Source organism: Campylobacter sp. RM19073, from assembly GCF_024723495.1.
Classification (GTDB): Bacteria; Campylobacterota; Campylobacteria; order Campylobacterales; family Campylobacteraceae; genus Campylobacter; species Campylobacter porcelli.
Window position 1 is genome coordinate 1 of record NZ_JANQCT010000013.1, and the last position, 20,714, is coordinate 20,714.

Annotated in this window: 20 protein-coding genes and 1 tRNA gene; 5 read left to right on the forward strand and 16 right to left on the reverse strand. The window is 33.3% G+C overall.

Going from position 1 to position 20,714, the window contains the following annotated elements; translation table 11 throughout:
* Positions 1-155: 155 nt before the first annotated feature.
* From CSUIS19073_RS05745 to CSUIS19073_RS05765, 5 genes are read right to left on the reverse strand one after another with little or no spacing between them, the layout of a single operon-like run.
* Positions 156-1,271: a hypothetical protein gene (locus CSUIS19073_RS05745; RefSeq protein ID WP_086242231.1), complete on the reverse strand. Its 1,116-nt coding sequence runs from the start codon at positions 1,269-1,271 to the stop codon at positions 156-158.
* Positions 1,268-1,828 (reverse strand): DedA family protein, encoded by a 561-nt coding sequence (locus CSUIS19073_RS05750; protein ID WP_086237149.1) that lies wholly within the window; start codon positions 1,826-1,828, stop codon positions 1,268-1,270. The genes CSUIS19073_RS05745 and CSUIS19073_RS05750 overlap by 4 nt, the downstream gene beginning before the upstream one ends.
* On the reverse strand, positions 1,828-2,469 hold the full coding sequence (locus CSUIS19073_RS05755; protein WP_086237150.1) for a lipid-binding SYLF domain-containing protein: 642 nt from the start codon (positions 2,467-2,469) through the stop codon (positions 1,828-1,830). Before CSUIS19073_RS05755 ends, CSUIS19073_RS05750 begins: the two co-directional genes overlap by 1 nt.
* The gene (gene rny, locus CSUIS19073_RS05760) at positions 2,459-4,015 is read right to left on the reverse strand and encodes a ribonuclease Y (protein WP_086237151.1); all 1,557 of its coding nucleotides are present in this window, start codon (positions 4,013-4,015) and stop codon (positions 2,459-2,461) included. Before rny ends, CSUIS19073_RS05755 begins: the two co-directional genes overlap by 11 nt.
* Positions 3,945-4,574 (reverse strand): 5-formyltetrahydrofolate cyclo-ligase, encoded by a 630-nt coding sequence (locus tag CSUIS19073_RS05765; protein WP_236845263.1) that lies wholly within the window; start codon positions 4,572-4,574, stop codon positions 3,945-3,947. The genes rny and CSUIS19073_RS05765 overlap by 71 nt, the downstream gene beginning before the upstream one ends.
* A 60-nt stretch (positions 4,575-4,634) precedes the next feature.
* Between CSUIS19073_RS05765 and CSUIS19073_RS05770 the strand changes: the two genes are divergently transcribed.
* The 4 genes from CSUIS19073_RS05770 to CSUIS19073_RS05785 all read left to right on the forward strand — a co-directional run bounded on the left by CSUIS19073_RS05770 (position 4,635) and on the right by CSUIS19073_RS05785 (position 7,640).
* Positions 4,635-5,174 carry a TlpA disulfide reductase family protein gene (locus tag CSUIS19073_RS05770; protein WP_086237153.1) on the forward strand — a complete coding sequence of 180 codons (540 nt, stop codon included), beginning with the start codon at positions 4,635-4,637 and terminating at the stop codon, positions 5,172-5,174.
* Complete coding sequence (ftsY, locus tag CSUIS19073_RS05775; RefSeq protein ID WP_086237154.1) at positions 5,174-6,040, forward strand: signal recognition particle-docking protein FtsY; 867 nt, start codon at positions 5,174-5,176, stop codon at positions 6,038-6,040. Before CSUIS19073_RS05770 ends, ftsY begins: the two co-directional genes overlap by 1 nt.
* Position 6,041: 1 nt before the next feature.
* The gene (gene radA, locus CSUIS19073_RS05780) at positions 6,042-7,382 is read left to right on the forward strand and encodes a DNA repair protein RadA (RefSeq protein ID WP_086237155.1); all 1,341 of its coding nucleotides are present in this window, start codon (positions 6,042-6,044) and stop codon (positions 7,380-7,382) included.
* 172 nt (positions 7,383-7,554) lie between these two features.
* Positions 7,555-7,640 (forward strand) — tRNA-Leu (locus CSUIS19073_RS05785).
* Between the two features lie 754 nt (positions 7,641-8,394).
* Here CSUIS19073_RS05785 and luxS read toward each other — a convergent pair.
* From luxS to CSUIS19073_RS05825, 8 genes are all read right to left on the reverse strand, one after another.
* Entirely contained in the window at positions 8,395-8,898 is a 504-nt protein-coding gene (gene luxS / locus CSUIS19073_RS05790) for an S-ribosylhomocysteine lyase (protein WP_086237156.1), read from the reverse strand.
* A 38-nt stretch (positions 8,899-8,936) separates the two neighbouring features.
* Positions 8,937-9,425: a flavodoxin gene (locus CSUIS19073_RS05795; protein WP_086237157.1), complete on the reverse strand. Its 489-nt coding sequence runs from the start codon at positions 9,423-9,425 to the stop codon at positions 8,937-8,939.
* 2 nt (positions 9,426-9,427) lie between these two features.
* Entirely contained in the window at positions 9,428-9,739 is a 312-nt protein-coding gene (locus CSUIS19073_RS05800; RefSeq protein WP_086237158.1) for a DUF2325 domain-containing protein, read from the reverse strand.
* 271 nt (positions 9,740-10,010) lie between these two features.
* Positions 10,011-10,853: a 1-aminocyclopropane-1-carboxylate deaminase gene (locus CSUIS19073_RS05805; protein ID WP_086237159.1), complete on the reverse strand. Its 843-nt coding sequence runs from the start codon at positions 10,851-10,853 to the stop codon at positions 10,011-10,013.
* Positions 10,843-11,829, reverse strand: coding sequence for an OmpA family protein (locus tag CSUIS19073_RS05810; protein WP_086237160.1), 987 nt, complete (start codon positions 11,827-11,829; stop codon positions 10,843-10,845). Before CSUIS19073_RS05810 ends, CSUIS19073_RS05805 begins: the two co-directional genes overlap by 11 nt.
* On the reverse strand, positions 11,829-13,202 hold the full coding sequence (locus tag CSUIS19073_RS05815) for a MotA/TolQ/ExbB proton channel family protein (protein WP_086237161.1): 1,374 nt from the start codon (positions 13,200-13,202) through the stop codon (positions 11,829-11,831). The genes CSUIS19073_RS05810 and CSUIS19073_RS05815 overlap by 1 nt, the downstream gene beginning before the upstream one ends.
* An 86-nt stretch (positions 13,203-13,288) precedes the next feature.
* Positions 13,289-14,353, reverse strand: coding sequence for a class II fructose-bisphosphate aldolase (fbaA, locus tag CSUIS19073_RS05820; protein WP_086237162.1), 1,065 nt, complete (start codon positions 14,351-14,353; stop codon positions 13,289-13,291).
* Positions 14,354-14,365: 12 nt separating this feature from the next.
* Positions 14,366-15,178 carry a peptidylprolyl isomerase gene (locus tag CSUIS19073_RS05825; protein ID WP_086237163.1) on the reverse strand — a complete coding sequence of 271 codons (813 nt, stop codon included), beginning with the start codon at positions 15,176-15,178 and terminating at the stop codon, positions 14,366-14,368.
* Positions 15,179-15,287: 109 nt separating this feature from the next.
* On the opposite strand from CSUIS19073_RS05825, the gene nth reads away from it, so the two are divergent.
* The gene (nth, locus tag CSUIS19073_RS05830) at positions 15,288-15,911 is read left to right on the forward strand and encodes an endonuclease III (RefSeq protein ID WP_086237164.1); all 624 of its coding nucleotides are present in this window, start codon (positions 15,288-15,290) and stop codon (positions 15,909-15,911) included.
* Here the strand turns inward: nth and CSUIS19073_RS05835 are convergent.
* The 3 genes from CSUIS19073_RS05835 to ispG form a co-directional block, all read right to left on the reverse strand.
* Positions 15,901-17,919 (reverse strand): motility associated factor glycosyltransferase family protein, encoded by a 2,019-nt coding sequence (locus CSUIS19073_RS05835; RefSeq protein WP_086237165.1) that lies wholly within the window; start codon positions 17,917-17,919, stop codon positions 15,901-15,903. The two genes, nth and CSUIS19073_RS05835, sit on opposite strands and share 11 nt — an antisense overlap.
* Positions 17,920-18,151: 232 nt before the next feature.
* A complete protein-coding gene (locus tag CSUIS19073_RS05840) occupies positions 18,152-19,549 on the reverse strand; it encodes a replicative DNA helicase (protein ID WP_086237166.1) in 1,398 nt (465 codons plus the stop codon).
* Positions 19,542-20,603, reverse strand: coding sequence for a flavodoxin-dependent (E)-4-hydroxy-3-methylbut-2-enyl-diphosphate synthase (gene ispG, locus CSUIS19073_RS05845; RefSeq protein ID WP_086237167.1), 1,062 nt, complete (start codon positions 20,601-20,603; stop codon positions 19,542-19,544). The genes CSUIS19073_RS05840 and ispG overlap by 8 nt, the downstream gene beginning before the upstream one ends.
* Between the last annotated feature and the right edge of the window lie 111 nt (positions 20,604-20,714).

Here is a 20,714-nt window from a genome sequence, read left to right on the forward strand (position 1 = left end):
AAAAATTAAAAAACAGAAACGATAAAGAGATGATTTGTCCAACTATAAGAAGGTGTTTCTCAATTCGTGAGCTGGAATTATATAAGAGATATACTTAAAGTTTGCTGAATGATTGGGAGGGGGATGGAATTTATTGAAATTTTTTTGTTTATTTATTAAAATTCTGACAAAATATCGCTAAATTTAACTGAATTATTAAAGATTATCTCACTATTTTGGATATTGGATTTAAATTTGCTCACATAGCCATTGCCATTTTGTATTAACACCCCATTGCTGATTAAAAATTTTTCATATATGGATATAAACTCTAATCCTTTTATATGAGAAATTGGCTTGTAGGCTATAAATTCCCCATTTAAATTTAATCCCTTTAAGCTTTGATTGTCTATTAATATATCAAATTTTAGCTCCAAAAGATCTCTAATAGTAAGATTATCCACGACTATCTCTGGTTTACTTATAATGAAATTTTTATAATTACTTGTGCTTATATTTTTTAATATAATTTTTGAGCTAATATCATCAAAAGCTATGCCATTTACCATAATATATTTAGCCGTTAAATCAGTAAAAATATCTGCTAAGTTATAAGCGTTTATTTTTGAGTTTAATCTAATATTTTCGCTTGTTAGATTGATAAAATTTATATTTGAGCTTAAATTATCAATTAATAATTTTAAATTACTAGGATTTAGAGCATATGGATTAAAATCTGCAAAATCAACACCATCAATATACTCAATCTCGCTAAAAATACCACTCATATCAACATTAATATTATCAAATTCAAATTTAGCTTTATCAAGATTTGCTTTTATGAAATATAGCTTTTTGCTATCCATAATGCTATTAATAGAGATATTTGAAAATTTAATAGAGCTATGATGTTGAATAATTTGAATTGGCGATATATCTGCTTGAATATGGATTTTGCCCCCATATAGCGGAATATTTAGACTAAATTTAGCCAAATTAACACTATCTTGTGATAAATCCTTAATATCTCCATTAATTTTAAATCCATTAAATATAAAAAGAGGGTTATAGCTACTACTCATATCTATATCTAAATCAAAATCTTTATATTGAAGTCTAAAATTTAAACTATTAGAAAGTATGGAGCTATTTTTATTTACACTATCTATTTTAAATTCTTTGATATTTTGAAGCTTAGCTAGTGCTGAATTTAGCATATGGTTTGAAAATATATAAGCAAACCCATATAATCCAATCAATAAAATAGATATTATAAATATCAGCTTTTTCATCTTTTTTTAGTAGCCCAGCTAAAATATAGCCATATAAGACCAAGCAAAATAAACAAAAATATAGGAATGATATAGCCATGATCGCCAAAATATGATGTAAATCTCGATATAAATTCTCCCGCATAATAGCTAAGCAATCCTAAGCTAATCGACCATATAGCAGAGCAAATAGCGTTAATGATAGCAAATTTAATCAAGCTATATTTGGTTAGACCAATAGCTAAAGGCACTAAAGTTTTTAGCCCGTAAATATATTTTTTGATAAAAATAATCTTATCGCCATATTTTTTAAATAAAATTTGAGCTAAAGCAAGTTTTCGTTTATGTGATTTAAAATATGGCATTACAGAGCTTTTATTATATCTTCCCATATATACTAAAATCATATCTCCGATGAAGTTTGCCACTGCGGCAATTATAATTGATAGAGTTAAACTCATACTACCTTCAAAGCTAAGCAATCCAGCACCAATTATAGCCACCATTCCCCCACCAAGGCTATATAAAAATAGTATCAAATATCCATAAGTAGAAAGATTTGCTAAAATATCTTGCATTATTTCACCACCGATACGGCTTGTAATAGCTGTCTATAGCCATATGAATTGGGGTCAAATTTAACCTTATCATCAACCGTGATTACAGACCCACCAAGATTCGCACCTGCGAAAAAGCCTGTATTATTTGTATAAGCATAAATATCGCTAAACCCAATATCACTCATAGTACCGCTATTTACCCCATAATCCATAAAGCTAACTGATGTGCTAGCACTAAGCGTGAGCTTATTATCGTAAATATCTTTTATTATCGCCCTATTCATCACATACATCACAATAAAATTATTCTCATATCCAGCTTGTAATCCAATAGTAGCACCCCCAAGTCTTACTGGCACTACGCTATAGCTGCTATTTTGATGATATAAGGTCCTATCATCTATATACTCTTTTGAATCCTCATCACGCACAAGCATAACCCCACGACCCACCGTCGCCCCAAGGATAAATCCAGCCTTAACAAAAGTAGGAAAAACTATAATAGCAGATGAATTTATAATAATTGATTGCGGTATTTTGTTAGTTCGATTAATTAAATTATAGGCATTTGCACTATCTAAAAGTCTCTCATCGCTAGCATGTAAGCCTAGGCTAATAAAAATTAGACAAATAATCTTTATTAATACTCTATTTCGCATACTCTACAGCCCTTAATTCTCGTATTACATTTACTTTGATTTCCCCTGGATATTGCATTTTACTCTCTATCTCTTCAGCAATCTCTTTAGCTAAAAGCACAGCCTCATCATCATTGACCAACTCCGCATTAGCAATAACCCTTATCTCGCGACCAGCATTTATAGCGTAGGCATTTTTAATACCTTCTTTGGAATTTGCTATATTCTCTATCTCTTCAACTCTTTTTAAAAAGCTCTCAAGCACCTCTCTTCTAGCACCAGGGCGTGCTGCAGATAACGCATCAGCAGCACAAACTGCCGCACACTCCACGCTTAGAGCCTCTTCGTGTCCGTGGTGAGCATAAATAGCATTAATCACAACTGGATGCTCTTTATAACGCTTACAAATTTCGGCACCTAAATCGACATGGCTACCTTGATACTCATGCGTTAATGCCTTGCCAATATCGTGTAATATACCAGCTCTAATGGCAAGCTTCTCGTCTCCACCAGTTTCAGCAGCTATAATTCCCGCTAAATGAGCAACCTCAAGGCTATGAGCTAGAGCATTTTGACCATAACTAGCTCTAAATTTCATCTTGCCAATTAGTTTTACAATCTCTGGATGAACTTTGGTAATTCCTAAATCAATTAAGATATTTTCGCCCTCTTCTAAAATACTAGCCTCAAATTCCTCGCAAACTTTTTGATGAATTTCCTCTATTCTAGCTGGTTGGATTCTCCCATCTTCAACTAATAGTTCAATTACCCTAGTAGCAATGGCCCTACGATATAAATTAAAGCTTGAAAGCACAATAGCATGCGGTGTATCATCTATTATTACATCAACTCCAAGCACCATCTCAAGGGTTTTGATATTGCGTCCCTCTTTGCCTATAATCCTACCTTTTAACTCATCATTTTTAATATCAACTACATTGATTAATCTCTCAGCAGCGAACTCTCCAGCAAATCTACTAGTAGCTTGAGCTAGGATATAATTAGCCTTTTTCTTAGCCTCTCTTTTTGCCTCTTCTTCATATTTTCTAACGATATGAGCTATATCGGCACGGCTTTTTTCTTCAACTTTTTTAAGCACCAACTCTCTAGCTTCTTCTTGGGTTAAACCAGCCATACGCTCCATAGTTTTTAGCATTTCATCAATCTTTTCTTGATAGCTATTTTTTAAATTTAAACCCTCTTCATATAACGCTTTGGCTCTATTTTGGCTTAATTCTAAATCACTTTTAGCACTATCTAAATTCTCTTTTTCAAAGAGCAAATTTTGCTCTTTTTTAGCTATTTCATCGAATTTTTGGTTATACTCTTTTTGGAGTTTGCTCCCCTTTTCTTCATATCTTTTTTTAACCTCAAATTCAGCCTCGCTAACCTTAACTTTAGCATCTTTTAAAATGCCTTCAGCCTCAAATTCAATTGCTTTTGCTTTTGCTTTTGCCTGCTCTACTAAAATATTATAGTTGGCATCATTTATCTTTTTAGATATTAGCCAACCTCCTCCAGCTCCAAAAATCAAGCCTCCTAACCCTATTAATGACATCTCTATCATAACATACCTTTTTTATATATTTTTTAGTAGGTGTAAGATAAAAGTCAGCACAAACATCGTGTGCGTCACAAATTTTATAATCAACATACATATCTTTTATACTTACAAACACAATAACCGGTCTATAACCTAGATTATCAAAAAACCTATCATAAAACCCAGCTCCGTGCCCTACTCTACCCATATTAGCATCTACTGCGATAACTGGCACTATAGCCATATCTATATCTTTTTTATAAGCATTTGAGTTCATTGCTTCTTTAATACCAAATTTAGATACTTTAAAGGGCAAACGCAATTTTACCATTTTTAAACTTTTATCTACCATAAATGGGACAAATATTGTGCAATTTTTTGCTATTTTTCGTCTAAGTTTAATTAAATTTGGCTCCATTTTCATAGGAGTAAAAATAAGCAAATTCTTTACTTTATACAACTTAATAAGCCTTAAAATATCCAAATTAACCCTATTTTTATAGCAGTTAGCCACTCTTTTAGACTCCTTATTCAGAGCCAATTTTGCTACTTTTCTACAAGTTTGTTTATCAAATTTAACCATAATATTAATCTTTATTTAGTATAATTTTGGCAATTTTACCAAAAAATATAGGAAAATATAATGAAATTTAAAATCTTTCTAGCAGTAGCTTTATTAGCTATTTTAACAGGTTGCAACAACACTTCAAACGAAGAGTCAAATCCAACTTCAGTAATAGAAGCAGACTATTCAAAACCATTTAAACTTACATTAAATGATGGCAGTGAGTTAAAAATGCAAAAAAAAGATAACGGCTATGACTTTAATATCAAGGATAAAGCTATATTTTTAAATTTCTTTGCCACTTGGTGCCCACCTTGTAAGGTAGAGATCCCATATCTTGTATCGCTTCAAGAGAAATTTAAAGATAAACTTCAAATCATCGGTGTATCAGTTGAGACCTTAAGCCTAGAGCAAGCAAATGAATTTAAAGAGCTACTAAATATCAACTACCCAATTGCATACACAGATGAAAATCAATATTTAATCTCATCGCTTGGCGGCGTGGTTGGAATTCCATTTAGCATTTTATACTATCCAAATGGCAAATTTGCTACTTCTTATAGCGGATTGGTGCCGATTGAGATGCTAGAAAATGATATTAAAAAGGTTATTGAGTAATGTTTAGCTTTCTTAAAAAAGGGCTTGAAAAGACCCTTAATACATTTACAAAATCTAAACCAAAAGATAAAAAAATAACTAAAGATATTCTTGAAGAGCTTCTATTAGAAGCCGATGTTCCATATGAAATAGCCCAAGAGATAATCTACTATCTACCTCCTAGAGATGTAGTAGATAGGGCCGATCTAGCTAGAGTTATGCAAACATACTTTATGTATGATAATAAAAGTGTGGAGGCAAAGCCTTTTGTGATGATGATTTTAGGCGTAAATGGTGCGGGCAAAACAACCACAATAGCAAAATTAGCAAATTTATTCAAATCCAGCTCAAAAAACGTAATTTTAGGCGCTAGCGATACATTTAGAGCTGGAGCCATAGAGCAGCTACGCCAATGGGCTAATAAGCTTGAAGTCCCTATAATCGCCTCAAATCAAGGTCACGACCCAGCCGCTGTAGCCTATGATACCATCAGCTCAGCTGTGGCTAGAGATATGGATTATGCTATTATTGATACGGCTGGTAGGTTACAAAATCAAAAAAATTTAGCTAGTGAACTAGAGAAAATCTCAAGAATTAGCAGTAAAGCCCTAAGTGATGCTCCACACCAAAAAATTCTAATTCTAGATGGCACACAAGGTAGTGCTGGAGTAGCTCAAGCTAAGGCTTTTAATGAGATTATAAAGGTTGATGGAGTTATAATTACCAAGCTTGATGGCACAGCAAAGGGCGGTGCGTTATTTGGTATTGCTAGAGAGCTTGAGCTCCCTATTTTATATATTGGCGTTGGCGAAAGTAAAGATGATCTTATCAAATTTAGCCCAAAAGAGTTCGTAGATACCATCTGCGATGCAATATTTTTAGATTAAAATGGCAAAATCAAAGATTATTTTTGAATGCGAAGCGTGTGGTAATCAGCAAAGCAAATGGATGGGTAAATGCCCACAATGCGGAGCCTGGGAGAGCTTTATCGAGCTTAGTAGCGAGCAAGTTAAGATCTCTCAAGAGTTAGCCAAACTAACCAAAAGCACAAAAAGCGCCACACCAATATCCCAAATTCAAATTCAAAAAATAGATCGCAAATCAACTAAAGATAGCGAGTTAGACCTAGTATTAGGCGGAGGCTTGGTAAGTGGCTCTCTTATATTAATAGGCGGAAGTCCAGGAATTGGTAAATCTACACTACTACTTAAAATAGCTTCAAATTTAGCTGACAACAACCAAAAAGTGCTATATGTAAGCGGTGAAGAGAGCGCTAGTCAAATCAAGCTAAGAGCCGATCGCTTAGGTGCAAATAGTGATAATCTATTTTTACTAACTGAAATCGATCTCTCATCTATACTAGCCGAAGCGGCAAAAAATGAGTATAAAATCATAGTTATAGACTCTATCCAAACCCTATATAGTGATAAGATTAGCTCCGCTCCAGGCTCAATTTCTCAAGTTAGAGAGATCACATTTGAGCTAATGCGACTAGCTAAAAAAGATGATATTACCATATTTATTATAGGTCATATTACTAAAGAAGGCTCTATCGCCGGACCTAGAATTTTAGAGCATATGGTTGATGTGGTGCTATATTTTGAAGGGGATAGTAGTAAGGAGCTTCGCATACTTCGCGGGATTAAAAATCGCTTTGGCACTACAAGCGAAATTGGAATTTTTGAAATGCGTAGTAATGGACTAATAAGTGCTAAAGATATTAGCAGTAAATTTTTTACCCGCGGTAACGCCGTTAGTGGATCAGCTATCACTGTAACGATGGAGGGAAGTCGTGCATTAATCGTAGAAATTCAAGCCCTAGTATGCGAAAGCAACTATCCAAAAAGAAGCTCAACTGGCTTTGATAAAAATCGCTTAGATATGATTTTAGCACTTTTAGAGAGAAAATTAGAAATACCGCTTGGGCATTATGATGTGTTTATCAATGTTACTGGCGGAGTGAAGATAAATGAAACTGCGTGCGATTTAGCCGTGGTAGCTGCTATCATATCAAGCTTTCGCAATCGTCCAATATCCAAAGAGAGTATATTCATCGGTGAGCTTAGCTTAAATGGTGAGATTAGAGAGATTTTTAATCTTGATGCAAGGCTAAAAGAGGCTGTCTTTCAAAAATTTAAAAACGCTATCACGCCAAATAAGCCATTAGAAAATTACCCTATAAAAACATTTGTAGCCAAAGAGATAACGCAAGTTCTAGAGTGGATGTAGAAAATTTGGATAAATAAATTTGAATTTTAAACCAAATAAAAATGCTATTTAGAGCGGTAAATAACTTGATTATTATAAACTTTGTAGCTTAAGGCTTACAAATACAGATGAATTTATAGCCAAGATTTATAATATTTTAATCTAAATTTAGATATAATTTTTCTCTTTTTAAGCCTGAGTGGTGAAATGGTAGACACGCTAGACTCAAAATCTGGTAGGGGCAACCCTGTGTCGGTTCGAGTCCGACCTTAGGTACCACTAGTCCTTTTCCTAAGCTTTCAAAAATCACAAAAAAGCCCTTAAAAACGCAATCTAACATTAATTTAAGCTTTCATTTGACTATTTCAGTTGTTTCCATGCTAAAGGATATAATCAAATAAGTCTTAAATTCATTTTCTAATCAATAAAATGGAATTCCAAAAAAATATAAGAAAATTTTAACTTAAATAATAAAAATATCAAATAGTTAGCTTTGTATATATGTGTAGTGAGCAACTAGGCTCATAATCTAATTTTAAATAAATTTAAGGCAAATGCGTTTGATTTATGATAAGTGTAGAATTATGATAAAAGATTACAAACCAAATAAAGCTCACAAAGATAGCTCGTATAAAAGAAAAATACGGCAAAAATATCGCTGCACTAACGCAAAATGCGTATAATTGGCTACTTATGTATCAGCACGAAAAAATAATTAAATATAGCAGACTATATAAATTACGCAAAATTTAGCATTTAAATAATTAAAAAACTTCACTAAATCTTAGCAAAGCTAAACAAAAAAAGCTCTCACCGCTTATAAATTTCCTATTATTTAAATTCTTAAAAATCACAAAAGCCCTAAAATTTCAATCTAACATTAATTTAAATTTCATTATTTTCAGTTGCCTTTATCTTAAGAGCTTTGCAAAAGAATACCAAAAAATAGCAAAAGAAAATAACCAAATAAAAATTCAAAAAGCCATAAACAAATAGCTAATAAAAGTCTTAACTACATTAATCAAGCAATTTATTATTTAATATTATTAAAATCTAACTTTATAGTCTCATTATCAATATAGCTAATTCCTGAATTTAAAATATTTTGCGCTATATGCTTAGCCTCATCTAGCGAGTGCATTTTGTATGTACCGCACTGATATTTATTTAGCTCTGGAATGTTGCTTTGGCTTTTTACAGATAATACATCGCTCATAGATAGTCTCCACGCCTCTATCACTTCATCAATTTTAGGTCTTCCTATAAGACTCATATAAAACCCAGTCCTACAGCCCATCGGCGATATATCTATAATCTCAACGCTATTTGAATTTAGATGATCTCTCATAAAACCAGCAAAAAGATGCTCTAAGGTATGAATCCCTTTTTCTGGTAAAATATCTAAATTTGGCTTACAAAATCTTAGATCAAAAACGCTAATATCATCTCCTTTTGGAGTTTTCATCATCTTAGCAAGTCTAACACCAGGTGCGTTCATAATAGTATGATCTACGCAAAAACTATCAAGTAGTGGCATATTTATCCTTTATAATTTTTGCGTAATTGTATCAAAAATTAGCTGAAATTTGCTCTTATTTGCTCACACCAATTAGCAATTCTAGAATCTACTTCGTCGCCATGGTTATCAAAATCAAGCGCTAAGCCCACAAATCCACCATCTCTAGCTGCTCTTGACTCTGTAAAATCATATTTTGGAGCCTCTGTAGCACCTACAATATTTGCACCTAATTCACTACATTTATCAAACAAAATTCCCAAAGCATCGCAATATGTATCATCATAGCTAGAGCTATCGCCTATGCCAAATAGAGCTATCGTTTTTCCTTTTAAATTTAACTCAGAAAAGTCAAAAGCATCCATATCATCTTGCAAATCACCGCTTCCCCAAGTAGATGAGCCAATTATCAATTTATCAAATCCATTAATCTCATCGGCTGAAGTTTCAGATATATTTAAAACTGTATCTATACCTAAATTTGCTGCGATTTTATTTGCTGCTTCCTCTGCATTTCCCATTGAACTACCAAAAATAACTGCTGTCATATTTACCTTTCACACTTAAATTCACGATCCAAACCAAAAACTTTACAATACTCGCAATAAACACAACTCACACTTCTTTTAGCACAAACTAGCTTTATATTGCGTTTTTTAGCTTCAGATTTTATCTTTTTCATCGTGTTATGATTTAAAAAACTCGTCAGCATAACCACGCACTCCACCTCTTGTGGGATCGGTTTGCGATTTACTCTATTTTCATTTCTTGCATCCCAGTGCTCTATCTTGCTGACACCTAACCCTTGTAAAACTGCTTTAATTGGTGCTATTTCATCTGCGCCTATTACCAAGACTGACATATTTTACCTTTATAATATTTTGATAATCGTTATTATAAACTAACTATTATAAATTTAAGCTTATTTTGATTATAATTATCAAAAATAATTTTATAAAAGCTTATTTATAGACCATTTAAAGCTTTAAATTGAATTTATCTGAAATTATAATTGATATAGCGTATCAATTATACTAGCTTATTCCTCCTTATTCTATCTTATTTAATTAAGAGCTAAATTATATTATTTACTCGCAAAAAGTATATCCAAAATAAAATAACTAAATATAAATTTATATATTAAATTTGCGTTTATATCTCTCTAAAAGCGTGATATTTCCTAGCATTCCTCCTTGATGAATATATAAAATATCATTTTTAAACGCATTTAAATTTGCCATCAAAGTAAGCCACCCAACGCCATCATACAATAGCTCAAACTCCACACCACAGCTATATAAAAGCTCCTTATATATCTCATAAATTTCAGAATAAAGCTTACCAAAGTGATATTTTCTAGGTGGATTTATGATATTAACCTTGCTTAATGGATCAAGTGCTAAAATCTGCTTTTTTAGATAATGGCTATCACCTACACAAGGAGTAGTCCATACGCTCATATCACTTAAATTTTTAGCCAAAAATGCCGCACTACACCCAGTCCCACTAGGCAAAAATATATCAAATTTTATATCATTTTTCTTAGCAAAATCTACAATTATCCTAGCTTGATCCTGAAATCCCATCTCAGCTTCACTCATAGCCACCCCTTCTGGGATGAAAATATCCCTACTTTTGCACTCATTTTGTGCTGATTTAAGCGGATTTTTGCTAATGCGAATATCCATACCATTTTTTAGTGCTGCAGCGTAGTTCCCACAAGGATTATTAAGCAAAAAATCGCAAATATAGTGAGTAAAATATATAAATTTAATACCACGCAACTTAGCCAAAACGCTGATAGAATACATAGCATTTGACTGGCTTGAGCCATATGAGATAATGCGATTTGCTAAATTTGAGTTTAAAAAGTAGGCTAATTTCCTAGCTTTATTTCCATTAAATTCTCCGCCTATTAAGTCATCACGCAAAATCCAAAATCTACGCCCCCTAAAACAAATCGGCTCAATTTGCACGATGACTTAAAACCTTATCGATAAAATATTTAGAGTCTTTTAAATCAAATTTAATATTTACTCTAAAGCTTGCCGCTGGGTCTTCAACGCCATCTTTTAATACTATTTGACTATTACTTTTACCAACTGCAATCATATATTTACTTAAATTTGAATCTTTATAGGTTGCATAGGCAAATTTCATAATCTCCAAAGCTCTTTTTTGCGATAAATCAAGATTATGAAGATACCCACCATCGCTATCGGTATGGCATTCAATGGTAATATTGCTAATATTTTCTATAATATCAGGCGATAAAATATAGTCCAAATATACCTTAAATATGCGTCTTAAATCAAATTTCGCATCATCTCTAATAGCTGTAGAATTAATATTAAAAATCTTAGCCGCACTCATACTAACATCGGCACTTTTTAAATCTATTTGTGCCATATTACCAAGTTTATTTTTCAAAGCAAGTGCGATATTTTCTCTAATTTTTGCATAATTTTCTAAATTTTTTCTTGTAGTTTCAATATCTTTTTGAAGTATCTCAATCTCGCTATCTTTTTGCTCAATTTCAATTTTTAAATTACTAATCTCCTCATCTTGACTATCAATTTGTGTGATTAATTCATCATTTTTTAGACTAATTACATCTAGGCTATTATTTATTATCGCAGATGATTTAGATAATTCTGAATTTAAATTATTATAATATTTTTCTATATTTACGCCATCTGGGCTTGATTTTAGCTTAGCAATAAAGCTTTTGATACTATCATGCTTTTTATTTAGCTCTTTATTTGCCGCATTTAAAGAAGCGATATTGTCATTTAAATCCTTTTGTAAATATACTAATTCAGAAGCTAAAATAGAGTACCTAATAACCACTACGCCAACTATAAGCACAAATACAAAAAACAGCCCAGTCATAAGCCCAGCAAAACTAAGCCAAAAGCTTGATTTTTCATCATTTGATATATCGATTTTCATTAATCATTCTTTTCATCAATTGATTTATTATCTACTTCAGCACTCTCATCAATGGATTTTGATAGGCTCTCATAATCTGTTTTTTCTAATTTTTCAAGAGCTATATTTGCCTCATTATCAATCTCTTGAATGCTCTTTTTAAGCTCTTCTACGATGGCTGAGCTATTATCTTTAGTTGAGCTTTCTTCATCAAAAATATATCTAAAAGCCTGCATACCATCTATCATAGCTACTTTAAATCCATCAAGAGCGAGTTGTTGTTTTTCAAGGATATTTATGCTAAATTCCTCTAAAGAACGCTCAAATTTCATAATATTCATACCAAGATCATTTACACTCTTATCAAGTTTAGCTACACGCTCATCGCTAATGCTTTGCAATCTTGTATAGTTTTCACTCCACCTAATTTGCAACTCTTTAATATTATTATTAAATAAATTTAAAACATTAATGATCTCTGCGTGAATTTTAATCATATCTTTTTGATCTCTTTGAGACTTAATAAGCATTCCCATAGTCTGCTTAATATGCTCACTACTTACTTTGACGGCATCTTCTTCTGTTTTAAGTAGTTTAGTAAAATTATCAAATTTTCTCTCTATCACATTATCAAGCTCTTTAAAAAATTCTTGCTTGCTAACATAATCAAATATTACGCCAATCTTCTCAAAACTTCCTAATGTCTCTTGCATATATCTTTGCTGTATCTCTTGATCTGTCCAAAAAAACGCTATTGTAGCATTCTTTTGCCTAGCGATTAATTTTTCAAATCTACTAATACCAAATCTTTCAAAAAATAACCACCAAAGTGTTAAAAATACCCCATAAGCACAAAGATAAAATGAAGCCCCAATACCAGCAAATAGCTTAGTAATCTCACTCTCCAAGCTAAGCATATCAGCCGAGCTAAGAGTAGGCATAGAAATAGCAATACTTAAAAATGTCCCAAAGATACCAAGCATAGGAAAAACCCCAGTTGCTATAGTTGCGAAATTATCATTTCTAACATCTTTTGAATATCTTAGCGAAAACTCATCAAAGCTACCATTTGACTTTCTATCCTTGCCAATTGTAAGAAGGGTTTTTATAATATAATTTTTTAACTCTTTTTTAAAAATATCCTTTTTTTGCTCAAATAAACAGCACCCAAGCTCAGCACTATGTCTAGCAAAGATTAAGGCTATCACAAGCATAATTCCCATTATTATGACAATATCAAATCCTACATTAAGCTTTATCACATCAAAATAACAAAGCAAACAAGCAATATAAACTAAAACTGGTAATAAAACTATCTTAAAATATACAAATTTACTCTGTCTATTTCCACCTTCAGGCAGAGATATTTCACCAAGTTCGCTCTCTTTTTCCATTTAAATTTCCTTTAATTTACACTAAGCTTAACCATCAAAAATAGCTAAGCTTAATGCTATTTAGCCAAAAATTTGGCTAAATAGACTTAGTTTTTATTCATACAATTAAGATTTTCGTAAGCTTCTAAAAGCCTTTTTACCATACTCTCTTCGCCACATCTTAGCCATTTTCTTGGATCATAATACTTCTTATTTGGCTTATCGCTACCTTCAGGATTTCCGATTTGTCCTTGTAGATAACCATGATTTTTAGCCTCATACTCACGCACACCATCCCAAAAAGCCCACTGAGTATCAGTATCTATATTCATCTTAATCACACCATAGCTTACTGCTGCTTTAATATCAGCAAGTTCACTACCGCTACCGCCATGAAATACGAAATTTACTGGCTTATTATCGTTTGTGTTAAATTTAGATTTAATATACTCTTGAGAGTTTTTTAATATTTCTGGTCTAAGCACCACATTACCTGGTTTATAAACTCCATGGACATTACCAAAGCTAGCTGCAATGCTAAATTTATCGCTAATTTCACCAAGGGTTTGATAAGCTAAAGCCACATCTTCTGGCTGAGTGTATAAAAGAGCGTTATCTACATTTGTATTATCCACTCCATCTTCTTCGCCGCCAGTCACGCCAAGCTCAATCTCAAGAGCAATACCAAGATCACTTAGTGTTTTAAGATATTTTTGGCAAGTTGCGATATTCTCCTCTAATGGCTCTTCGCTAAGATCTAGCATATGAGAGCTAAATAGAGGGATACCACAACTTTTTATATTTTCACGACTAGCATCTATAAGAGCGTCAATCCAAGGCAAGAGCTTTCTAGCGGCGTGATCTGTGTGTAAAACCACGGCAACACCATAAGATTTTGCTAGTAAATGGACTTGCTTGGCTCCAGCTATAGCACCTAAAACATCGCCATTAGGGCAAGTCTTACCAGCATAATAGCTCGCACCGCCATTGCTAAATTGGATAATAACAGGCGAATTTGCTATCTTAGCTGCTTCCATTACAGCATTTATAGAGTGGCTTCCTACGACATTAACCGCAGGAATAGCAAAGCCCTCACTCTTGGCATACTCATATAATTTGCTAAGATCATCGCCCCAGACTACGCCAGGTTTTACGATATTTAATACTCCCATATCATACCCCTATTATTTATATTCTACTTTTGCACCCTGTCTTAGCTTATCCATTTTTTCTTGCATTACGGTTTTAAATTGTTCGCTTCTTAGCTGCTCTTCGATATTGTTTTTAACCTTATCATAAGCTACTGTGGTTTTGGCTTTTGAGTCCTCTTTTAAGATTACATGATAGCCAAATTCGCTCTTAACTGGTTTTATAGTGATTGTTCCATTTTTTAAGCCAAACGCAGCCTTGCTAAATGCTGGGACCATTCTTGATTCATCAAACCAGCCTAGCTCGCCGCCATTTGCAGCACTACCTCTATCTATCGATTTGGTTTTAGCTAATTCGCTAAATTTAGCTGTTAAAGCATCTCCTTTTAGCCCTTTTAATTGAGCGATTATATCCTCAGCTTCTTTTTGAGTCTCTACTAGGATATGTTTTGCTTTTGCTTGGGCTGGACTTACAAAGATTGTCTCTTTATTTTTTTCATAAAATGCCTTCACATCGGCATTTGATACTTTGATTTTTTTATACTCATTTTGCGTCCAAACATTTCTTAAGACATTATCTTGGCTAAATTTCAAAGCCTCTTGATACTCTTTTGTTTTATCAGTGCCATCCTTTTTAGCTTGTTCTAGGATTAATTCACCATTAATAGCCATTTCTAATAGCTGTTTTTTCATCTGTTCTGGAATTTTATCAAAATCAGCACCATGTGCACCAAGCAAAGGGGCTAAATCTTTATCACTAATCTCTTTGCCATTTACAGTAGCAAGTACCGCTGCATTTAAACTCACACTAGCTGCTAATATAGGAGCTAGAAATATACCTTTTTTCATCTATTTTCCTTCTGTTAAATTTTAAAGATAAGTTGGGTATTATACAATAAATTTAATTATATGTTATTGAATTTAGATTATATTTTTTATGTTTTGTTATAATTTAAAAATGAGAAGTAAAAGAGATATAAATGAAATTAAGGCTCTATTTTTAGAGCATTTTAATGGTGCTAAGACGGAGCTACATTTTAATAATTTGTATGAGCTTTTAGTAGCTGTAATGCTATCAGCACAATGTACTGATAAGAGAGTAAATTTGATAACTCCAGCACTTTTTAAAGAGTATCCAGATATTAGCTCCTTAGCAAAGGCTAATCTATCAAGCTTAAAGCTACTTATAAATAGCTGTAGCTTTTTTAATAATAAAGCTGAGAATTTAATCAAGATGGCAAATTCAGTTATAAATGATTTTAATGGCGAAATTCCACTTGATGAAAAGAGCTTAGTAAAGCTTGCAGGCGTAGGGCAAAAGACCGCTCATGTGGTATTAATAGAGTATCAAAACGCAAATTTAATGGCGGTTGATACTCATGTATTTCGGGTATCTCACAGACTTGGACTAAGTAGTGCTAAAACTCCACAAGCTACAGAAATAGACCTAGTAAAAGCATTTAAAACCAATCTAAACACTCTCCACCAAGCCATGGTATTACATGGTCGCTACACATGTAAGGCTATAAAGCCAAATTGCGATGGGTGCTTTTTAAAAGAGCTTTGTAAAGCTAAGATATAAGCTCCTCATTCCAAGCTTTGAGCGATTCTGTCATCGCATCTCTTGTAGCTTCCATCATACCAGCTAGACTGAAAAAATAGTATCCGTGCTGCTTGACATACTCAAAAATTTTCTTATCTTTATCATTTTTAGTTCTCTCAGGACGCACCATCAACTCGCCAAATTCCATCTCTTGGTGTAAGCAAAAGTTATTTGTCACATGATAGTATGCCCCATCAAATATCTCATCACTTTTTAAATTATGCTTAAACCTATCAATTCTCTCTTTTAACTCATAAAATTTAGGATAATGCGGCTCCTTACCACGACTAATCTCTCTATTTGCATTCTCTACAGCTTTACTAATCTTTTTAAATAGCTCTTCGCAAAGCTTTTGCTTTTCTATACCGTATTTGATAAAGCTCTCTACTAGCTCTTTTTGCGATTTTACCTTAGATTTGGCTACTTCTATGCCAACTGGCTTAGGTCTTATAACGCTTTTTGTGGTATTTTCAGCTAAAATTTCATCTACTAACTCACTAAAAGGCTTTTCTATCATTCCGTGAATTCTAGCTCCGCCTTCTGTGGCGTTATATACTTTTACCTTATAATCATGATGAACTGGCTCCATCATAGACTCAAAATACCCACGAAAGTAATTCCAAACATCAGTGCTTTTAACCTCGCCAACTCCGCCATATGCGATAGCCGTTTGCGGTCTTTGCCTAGCATTTGGGTTTATTGTTATGGTGCCATCTTCTTTTATGTAGTTTTCAAACATATTCCCCTTAGCATGGCTAGCTCCATCTTTGCCAAAGGCAAGGTCTTGACCGATAAATATAATTCTTTCGCATTTAAGTCTAAGAGCCATATCAAAAGCAAAATGTGCCGAGCTAGGACCTCTAGACATAAATGGGATATCATCTTTTAATAAAAATTCAAATCTAATTGGCCTATGAGCGTAAGTGCGATTTCGCCCTTCTAAATTTTTGCTAGTTTGGGGATGAGTTAGAGATGCTGCCATAAATACTATATCATTATCAAATTCGCTTGGCTGGCTTTGGAAAAACTCGCTAGTCTTCTCTACTCTCTCCATAGTAGCGACAAAATCAGGCTTAATACCATTTATCTTAAGCACATGATATGAAGCATCTGGAATTAAAATTAATGCGTGTGGTGCGACCTTTCTTAAAAGCTCAATCTGCTTATTTAAACTAGGGCCAGTAGATGCGATGATGGCGGTTTTGTTTTTGCTAATATTAAGATCAATTATATCTTTTAGTTGTAAGCTACTATATACATTTGGTAAATTATATATAACATGTTTGATCCCTAGTAGATTATCATATGCGTCATTGCCAGCATTTAGAATAATTTTAGACGATAATTCTATAATTTTTTGATTTATTCTTTTGGCTATATCGCCATAATTTTTCGCATAGTAATCGCTATATATGTGAAAATCATAATTTCTAATATTAGCTATCACTGCTTCATAATTACAAATAAGCTCTATCTGCCCATCCCTAAAATAGCTTGGATGAACTATTATAAATCTTTCGTGGAAAATATCAGCACCAAAATCACATAGATTAAATGCAATATATATAATCTCAATCTCTGGCTCAAATACTATAATCTTCTCGTGAGTTTGATTTTGTAATAATTTAGTATAAAAATTACCATTGCCAAGACCAAAGAAAAATAGCGAAGGATATAGTGCGTATTTATCTTTAAATTCATCTAGCATTGACTTTGTATGCTCAGCTGGAGAGTGGGCGTAGATAGGCTCTTTAAGCTCTGTATTTATGATATTTATATCCAAATTTGTCTTACCTGCAAAGACATCAAATTTGCTATTGGTTTGCAAATTATAAATAGCCTTAGCTAATCTAAAATTTATAGCACTTAAAGCTACAATATTTTTCATAAAATTTGATGGAGCTCCTTCAGTTTTAAATTTTGCCTCAAGCTCCTTTTGAAACTCCCTAAATTCCGCCGCTTCAATATCTTTATCATAATCTTGCATTATATATCCTTTATGCTTTTTACTATTATACTAAATTTTATCTTAAGTATTACAACTATTTTAATTTAAGAAAAGTCAAATTTAAAAAGTTATTCACGGCTTTTTCACGGCGTGAAAATATGGTTAAAATACCTTAAATACGCACTTTAAGCTTAAAAAAATAAGAAATTTAATTTATATTATTTTAAGCATATTTATGAATTTATATAAATATGTGAATAAACCAATTAATCTATCCTTCAAATGTTGATATTTCCACTGGGTGATTGTGCGATTTCTCCACAAAACGAGTATAAGGCGATTGAAATACCAGCTCTATAGTGCCAGTAGGTCCATTTCTATTTTTACCAATTATTATCTCTGCACTCTCTTCAGTTTTATTTCTGCTAAATTGCGGTCTATACTCCTTGCCTTCTAGCTTTGCTTTTTGCTCTTTTTCACGCTCTTCTTGCTCTAAATAGACATCATTTCTATAGACAAAAAGTATAGTATCAGCGTCTTGCTCAATCGCTCCAGACTCCCTTAAATCGCTTAGCATTGGTCGTTTATTGGCTCTTGATTCTAAGCTTCTATTAAGCTGCGAAAGTGCCACAACAGGCAAATTTAACTCCCTAGCTAATAGCTTTAATCCGCGTGAAATCTCTGCGATTTGTAGGTGCCTATCACTATAGGCTGATGAGTTGGTCATCAAACCGATATAATCAATCACGCATAATTTAATCTCTGGATGTGAGCTTTTTAGCTTTCTCATTTGAGTTCTGACTTGATGTATTGTAGCGTTGCCGCTATCATAGACAAATAGCTTTTTTTGGCTCATCATTTCACAAGCGTTATTGAGCTTTTCTATCTCATCATTATCCATATCAGAAGTCATGATATTTTGTAAATTTACTGATGTTTTCGCACTTAGCATCCTTAGCATTAATTGAGTAGCTGGCATCTCTAAAGAGAAAAATACAACACCTAAATTTTGATCTAATACCTTTTGGACTACATTTAGCACAAATGCCGTTTTCCCCATACCAGGACGAGCTGCGATAACTATAAGGTCTCCATTTTTAAACCCTTTTGTCTTCTCATTTAATCCTCTAAATCCAGTATCAATCCCCACTACTTCGTGATCTTTGGCTAGTTTTTGCTTACTTAACTCAGTGATTAGCTCAGTAATAATCTCTTTAGCATTTTTAATAACCCCATTACCAGCCCCATCTACAAGTGAGTATATCTCGCTACTAATCTCATCTACCATATCCCTTCCAGGCTTATTCTCACTCACCTTAGCAGGGATTTGGTTTGCTACTTTGACAAGGGCTCTTTTAATAGCAAATTCTCTAAGCTCTGTGGCATATTTTTTAATATCCAAGATTGAATTTGTAGTTAAAACGGCATTAAAAATCTCTTCATCAAATTTAGCCCCCAAATGCTTTTTGACAAAAGCCATATCCACTGGGTCATCGCTGTTTAAACAGCTTTGCATAGCTGCAAATATATCCTCATGCCCTTTAAGATAGAAATCTTTTGGGGTGATGATATCATAAATTTCTCCTAGATTATCTTGCTCAAATAAGATCGCACTTAATATTGAGCGTTCCATATCTAGATCATATAAATTTGAGCTTACATTATCCATTTCTAACCTTTAGCTCATCATCTATCTCTTGTAAAAATCTATCTACTAATTGCGACTCAGGCAATCTAGCCACCACCTCTCCATGACGCATTATCAGCCCATTTCCCTTACCAAAAGCAATAGCCACATCAGCCCCCTTAGCCTCTCCAATAGCATTTACTATACAACCCATCACGCTTATATTTAGCGGTGCTGTTATGTGGGCAGTTTTTTCTTCTACTATCTTTATAGCACTTACTAAATCACTTTGGAGCCTACCGCAAGTAGGACATGAGATGATATTTAATCCGCTTCTTTGAACTCCGCTATCTTGGAGTATCGCCTTAGCTACTTTTATCTCCTCTTCAAGCTCTCCAGTAATGCTAACTCTCATAGTATCGCCAATCCCCTCCATCAAAAGCCCACCAAGTGCGATGGCTGATTTTATCGTAGCGTGAAATACTGTCCCAGCCTCAGTAACCCCTAGATGAAATGGATAATCCACCATAGGGCGAAGGCTTCTATAAGCTGCCATTGTATTTGCCGTATCGCTGCTTTTTAGGCTCACAGCAATATCTCTAAAGTCAAAATCCTCTAAAAGCTTAATATTATACAAAGCACTTTGTACCATCGCCTCAACGCTTCTACCATATTTTTGCTCAAACTGCTCTTCTAAACTACCACTATTTACACCAATTCTTATTGGTAAATTTCGCTCTTTGCATGCATTTACCACTTTTTTTATCTTCTCTTTACCGCCGATATTACCAGGATTTATCCTAATAGCATCTACAAATTCAGCCACAGCCAAAGCATATAGATGATTAAAGTGAATATCAGCCACAATTGGCAATGGGCTAGATTTTTTAACCTCTCTAAGGCCTTCTATATCATCTTTATTAAACACAGCACACCGCACTATATCACACCCAGCAAAATATAGCCTATTAATCTGCTCTAAGGTCTCTTTGACATCTCTTGTTTTAGAAAATGTCATCGACTGCACGCTTATTGGTGCGTTACCGCCTATTTTTACACTACCTACTTGAATTTGTCTTGTTTTATATCTTTTCATTGTATCTACTCAAATTAATTTCAAATCAGTAAGTCTAGCTAAAATTTGATAAAAATATTGTAAAAGTTAATAAATAAAGTAGTTTTAAAGTTGGATTTAAAATTTTTAAAT